General features: G+C 67.6%; 5 protein-coding genes and 1 rRNA gene. All 6 read left to right on the top strand.

The annotated features are described in order from the left end of the window. The first annotated feature begins 136 nt into the window (after positions 1-136). The 6 genes from rrf (at position 137) to ABT123_RS03225 (ending at position 5,662) form a co-directional block, all read left to right on the top strand. Positions 137-253 (top strand): 5S ribosomal RNA (gene rrf, locus ABT123_RS03250). A 123-nt stretch (positions 254-376) separates the two neighbouring features. Next, on the top strand, positions 377-964 hold the full coding sequence (gene clsA / locus ABT123_RS03245) for a cardiolipin synthase ClsA (RefSeq protein WP_351308999.1): 588 nt from the start codon (positions 377-379) through the stop codon (positions 962-964). 21 nt (positions 965-985) lie between these two features. Continuing rightward, entirely contained in the window at positions 986-3,481 is a 2,496-nt protein-coding gene (locus tag ABT123_RS03240; protein ID WP_351308996.1) for a sugar phosphate nucleotidyltransferase, read from the top strand. 126 nt (positions 3,482-3,607) lie between these two features. Then, positions 3,608-4,510 (top strand): DUF881 domain-containing protein, encoded by a 903-nt coding sequence (locus ABT123_RS03235; RefSeq protein WP_351308993.1) that lies wholly within the window; start codon positions 3,608-3,610, stop codon positions 4,508-4,510. Beyond that, a complete protein-coding gene (locus ABT123_RS03230) occupies positions 4,507-4,839 on the top strand; it encodes a small basic family protein (protein ID WP_150210928.1) in 333 nt (110 codons plus the stop codon). The genes ABT123_RS03235 and ABT123_RS03230 overlap by 4 nt, the downstream gene beginning before the upstream one ends. 10 nt (positions 4,840-4,849) lie before the next feature. Continuing rightward, entirely contained in the window at positions 4,850-5,662 is an 813-nt protein-coding gene (locus ABT123_RS03225) for a DUF881 domain-containing protein (protein ID WP_351308990.1), read from the top strand. Positions 5,663-6,000 lie beyond the last annotated feature (338 nt).

The raw sequence follows: 6,000 nt of genomic DNA, 5'->3' as shown, positions 1-6,000 counted from the left end.
CAGATGTGGAAGCCCGGTAACGGGTGGAGCTGACTGGTACTAATAGGCCGAGGGCTTGTCCTCAGTTGCTCGCGTCCACTGTGTTAGTTCTGAAGTAACGACCGTGTTGTTGTCCGGTTGGTTAACTTCATAGTGTTTCGGTGGTCATAGCGTTAGGGAAACGCCCGGTTACATTCCGAACCCGGAAGCTAAGCCTTTCAGCGCCGATGGTACTGCAGGGGGGACCCTGTGGGAGAGTAGGACGCCGCCGAACAATCATTGTGGGAAAGCCCCGCACCAGTCATGGTGCGGGGCTTTTCTGCGTTCAGGGCACACCTGTTCTCCTGTAGGGTCAGGAGGCATCGTTCGCACGTTCAACAGCAGTGGAGGCCCCCGGGTGGAGGTCCAGGAGACTCGGGTTCAGACGGACCGAATTTTCACCATTCCGAACATCCTGAGCATGGCGCGTCTTGCAGGCGTACCTCTGTTCCTCTGGCTGATTCTGGCGGAGCACGACGGTTGGGCACTGCTCGTGCTCATGCTGAGCGGCGTCAGTGACTACCTCGATGGAAAGCTCGCGCGCCGCTGGAACCAGATCAGCAACCTCGGTCGGCTGCTCGATCCCGCCGCGGACCGGCTGTACATCCTGTCCACGCTGTTCGGACTCACCTGGCGTGAGATCCTCCCGCTGTGGCTGACCGCGGCCCTGCTGGCACGTGAAGTCATGCTCGCCGTCATGGTGCTGATCCTGCGTCGGCACGGCTATCCGCCGCCGCAGGTGAACTTCCTCGGCAAGGCGGCAACGTTCAACCTGATGTATGCCTTCCCGTTGCTTCTCCTCAGTGACGGCTCCGGATGGCTCCCCTGGCTTGCATCTGTTTTCGGATGGGCGTTCGCTGGATGGGGTACAACCCTCTACTGGTGGGCAGGAATCCTTTACGTGGTTCAGGTCCGTCGGCTCGTGAAGGCGGACACCGCCGATTGAGCCAAGGAGGACTCTTCCGACATGAAGGCCGTCGTGATGGCCGGTGGCGAGGGCACGCGTCTTCGCCCCATGACCTCGAGCATGCCCAAACCGCTCCTGCCGGTGGCCAACCGGCCGATCATGGAGCATGTACTCAGGCTGCTCAAGAGGCATGGGCTCAGCGAGACCGTGGTCACCGTTCAGTTCCTTGCATCCCTCGTGCGGAACTACTTCGGTGATGGCGAAGAGCTCGGGATGGAGCTCACCTACGCCAATGAGGAGAAGCCACTCGGCACCGCCGGCAGCGTGAAGAACGCCGAGGCGGCATTGAAGGACGATGCCTTCGTCGTGATTTCCGGCGATGCGCTCACCGACTTCGACCTCACCGACCTCATCAACTTCCACAAGGAGAAGGGCGCACTGGTCACGGTGTGCCTGACCCGGGTGCCGAATCCACTGGAGTTCGGCATCACCATCGTGGACGAAGAGGGCAAGGTCGAGCGGTTCCTGGAGAAGCCGACCTGGGGGCAGGTGTTCTCGGACACCGTCAACACCGGCATCTACGTCATGGAGCCGGAGGTCTTTGACTACGTAGCCCCGGATGTGTCGGTCGACTGGTCGAGCGATGTCTTCCCCCAGCTGATGAAGGAAGGCCGGCCCATCTACGGCTATATCGCCGAGGGCTACTGGGAGGACGTGGGCACCCACGAGAGCTACGTCAAGGCGCAGGCCGACGTGCTCGAGGGCAAGGTCCAGGTCGAGATGGACGGCTTCGAGATCTCGCCCGGGGTGTGGGTGGCGGAAGGGGCCGAAGTGAGCCCGGACGCCGTGCTGCGCGGGCCGCTGTACATCGGCGACTACGCCAAGGTCGAGGCCGGGGTCGAGATCCGCGAGCACACGGTCATCGGCTCGAACGTGGTCGTCAAGAGCGGAGCCTTCCTGCACAAGGCGGTCATCCACGACAACGTCTACATCGGGCCGCACAGCAACCTGCGCGGCTGCGTCATCGGCAAGAACACCGACATCATGCGGGCCGCCCGGATCGAGGACGGCGCCGTCATCGGTGACGAGTGCCTGGTCGGTGAGGAATCGATCATTCAGGGGAATGTGCGGGTCTACCCCTTCAAGACCATCGAGGCCGGTGCGGTCGTCAACACGTCCGTGATCTGGGAGTCCCGCGGCCAGGCGCATCTGTTCGGCGCGCGCGGGGTGTCCGGCATCCTCAACGTGGAGATCACGCCCGAGCTCGCGGTCCGGCTGGCCGGCGCCTACGCCACCACGCTGAAGAAGGGCGCGACCGTCACCACGGCCCGCGACCACTCCCGAGGCGCGCGGGCCCTGAAGCGAGCCATGATCTCGGCGCTGCAGGCCAGCGCCATCGACGTGCGCGACCTGGAGAACGTACCGCTGCCGGTGGCACGGCAGCAGACCGCGCGGGGCAGTGCCGGCGGGATCATGATCCGGACCTCGCCCGGTGTGCCGGACTCCGTGGACATCATGTTCCTCGACGAGCGCGGGGCGGACCTGTCCCAGGCCCAGCAGCGGAAGCTGGACCGGGTGTACGCGCGGCAGGAGTACCGGCGGGCGTTCCCCGGGGAGATCGGGGACCTGCAGTTCCCGTCGAGCGTCTTCGATTCGTACACGGGCTCGCTGCTGCGGCGGGTGGACACCACCGGCATTGCGGATTCCGATCTGAAGGTGGTCGTCGACGCCTCCAACGGCAGTGCCGGGCTGGTGCTGCCGAGCCTGCTGGGGCGGCTCGGGGTGGACGCCTTGACCATCAACCCCGGCCTGGACGAATCCCGGCCGACCGAGACCGCGGAGACGCGGCGGTCCCGGCTGGTGCGGCTCGGGGAGATCGTGGCCTCGGCGCGGGCGGCGTTCGGAGTGCGCTTCGACCCGGTGGGCGAGCGGATCTCGCTGGTCGACGAGCGCGGGCGGATCATCGAGGACGACCGGGCGCTGCTGGTGCTGCTGGACCTGGTCGCGGCCGAGCGGCGCAGCGGCCGGGTGGCGCTGCCGGTGACCACGACCCGGATCGCCGAGCAGGTGGCCGCGTACCACGGCACCCAGGTGGAGTGGACGACGACCTCCCCGGACGATCTGACCCGGGTGGGGAGGGCCGAGGACACGATCTTCGGCGGTGACGGCCGCGGCGGATTCATCGTGCCCGAGTTCAGCAGTGTCTTCGACGGCTCCGCTGCGTTCGTGCGGCTGATCGGCCTGGTGGCGCGTACGCAGCTCACCCTGAGCCAGATCGACGCCCGGATACCGCGTGCACATGTCCTCAAGCGGGATGTGCCGACCCCGTGGGCGGTCAAGGGTCTGGTCATGCGGCGGGTGGTGGAGGCGGCCGGAGAGCGGCACGTGGACACCACCGACGGGGTGCGGGTGGTCGAGGCGGACGGGCGCTGGGCGCTGGTCCTCCCGGATCCCGCCGAGGCCGTCACCCACCTGTGGGCCGAGGGCCCCGACGACGCGTCCGCGCAGGAGCTCCTGGAGGAGTGGGCGGGCGTGGTGGACGGCGCCGGGAACTGAGCCCCGCCGGATTCGTTCGGTCAGGCGAAACATACGGTCGAAAGCCCGGTAGGCCGGGGCGGGCTAGGGTCCCGCTCCGGTCTCCCGGGCGACCGCATTCGGTGGTGTCGCTACCTCCGTGCGACGATGTGCGGCATGTCGCAGCCGCCCAACAACCGGACTTCGGCCCCGCCGCCGGCCCGCCCGGACGCGTCCATGTCGCTGCTGACGCATGTGATGGACCACAGCCTCGACGAGGGCTATGCGGAAGCGTCCGCCCGGCGCGCGGCGGAGGGTACGAGCGGTCTGCCGCGCACGCTCAAGGCCAAGCTGGGGCTCGCGGCCGGACTGGTGCTCGCCGCCATGGTGGTCACGCTGGGCGCGGCCCAGACACAGGTGAGCGCGCCGGTGCTGGCCAAGGAGCGGCAGGAGCTGATCAACCGGGTCGATGCGGCCGACGGGCACGCCCACGACCTGGAACAGGACATCGACGCCCTCCGCGAGGACGTCGCGGCCCGCCAGCGGGCCGCGCTGCGGCAGCACGGCGGCGACCAAGGCCAGCTCGTGGCGCTGCTGTCCGGGGCGACGGAGGTCCGCGGCCCCGGGATCAAGCTGGTCGTGGACGATGCCAAGGGGGCTGCTGCGGGCGGTGGCGGGCCCCGGGAGAACACCGGGTTCTCCGACACGGGCCGGCTGCGGGACCGGGACATGCAGCGGATCGTGAACGGGCTGTGGCAGTCGGGGGCCGAGGCGGTGTCCATCAATGGGCAGCGGCTGACGGCACTGTCGGCGATCCGGGCCGCGGGTGACGCGATACTGGTCGACAACAGGCCGCTGGTGCCGCCGTACGAGGTTCTCGCGGTGGGGGACAAGGACCGGCTGGGCACCGCCTTCCAGGACAGCGCGGACGGCCAGTACCTGCACGTGCTGCAGGAGAGCTACGGCATCCGCTCCACCCTGTCCGCGGAGGACGAGGTGCGCCTGCCGGCCGCGTCGAGCCTGACCGTACGTACAGCCACAGCAGTAGAGCCGAAGAAGGGTGCATCGTGATCGCGGTACTGGGCCTGATGGTCGGAGTGGTGGTCGGACTGCTGGTCCGGCCCGAGGTGCCGGCCGTCGTCGAGCCGTATCTGCCGATCGCCGTCGTGGCCGCGCTGGACGCGGTGTTCGGCGGTCTGCGCGCCATGCTCGACGGCATCTTCGTGGACAAGGTGTTCGTGGTCTCCTTCCTGTCCAACGTGGTGGTCGCGGCACTGATCGTCTTCCTCGGTGACAAGCTGGGGGTGGGCGCGCAGCTGTCCACCGGTGTGGTCGTCGTCCTCGGCATCCGCATCTTCTCCAACGCGGCGGCCATCCGCCGGCACGTGTTCCGGGCCTGAGGGAAGACCGATGAGTACGCACGACACACCCCCCGAGAACGCACCCGAGCCGGAGCGGCCCGAGCCGTCGGAGCGGGCGGAGCAGCCTCCGGCGCAGGCCGGGGAGACCGGGCGGCAGCGGCTGATGGCCGTGCTGTGGCCGCCGCGGGTCACTCGGGCCCAACTGATCGTGGCGCTGCTGCTCTTCGTGCTGGGGCTGGGGCTGGCCATCCAGGTCCGGTCCAACAGCGACTCCAGCGGGCTGCGCGGGGCCCGTCAGGAGGACCTGGTCCGGATCCTGGACGAGCTCGACGGGCGGACCAAGCGGCTGGAGGACGAGAAGCAGCGGCTGGAGGACCAGCGCCAGGAGCTGGAGAGCAGTTCCAACCAGGCCGCGGAGGCACGCAGGCAGACCGTGGAGAAGGAGCGCCAACTGGGCATCCTGGCGGGTACGGTGGCAGCCCAGGGGCCGGGTATCACGCTGAAGGTCTCCGACCCCAAGGGCCTGGTGCAGTCGGACATGCTGCTGGACACCATTCAGGAGCTGCGGGCCGCGGGTGCCGAGGCGATCCAGGTCAACGGTGTGCGCGTGGTGGCGAGCTCGTACTTCTCGGACGAGAGCGACGGTGTCAGTGTCGACGGTAAGAAGATCACACAGCCCTACGAGTTCAAGGTCATCGGCAAGCCCCAGGATCTGGAACCGGCGCTGAACATTCCGGGCGGTGTCATCCAGACGCTGGAGAAGGAGCAGGCCACGGCCTCTGTCGTACGCTCGACCAAGATCGTCGTTGATGCCTTGCGGGCAGCGAAGCAGCCTGACTACGCTCGGTCGTCATCGTCGTGATGCGGGACGGAGGGTGGAGCCTCCCACGTGGGCGGAAGCCTGCGGGGGGTCGACGCACAGAAGTCGCGGTGTGTGGTGGAAACTGTCTGGTGGTTACGGACGTTGTGAGTAATGTCCGGGTCGGCAGGTGTTGCATTCGGAGTTCGTCCTGCCCCACGGGCGGGTCTGTTTCGGTCAAGGGGAATCGCCCGTGAAGTTGTTTGAGAAGTTGTTCGGCAAGAAGAACCGCGAGGAAAGCGGTGCGAAGCACCGTGCTGGGCACGGAGACGTGGAAGGGCAGGGCGACCGGCCGCTCTTCCGGGACGAGGTGGCCGGCCCGGCTGACAATTCGGGCGTTC

The sequence above is a fragment of the Streptomyces sp. NPDC002054 genome (assembly GCF_040296685.1).
Lineage (GTDB): Bacteria > Actinomycetota > Actinomycetes > Streptomycetales > Streptomycetaceae > Streptomyces.
The sequence above is the reverse complement of the archived record's forward strand: the minus strand, read 5'-3'. Positions and strand labels throughout refer to the sequence as shown.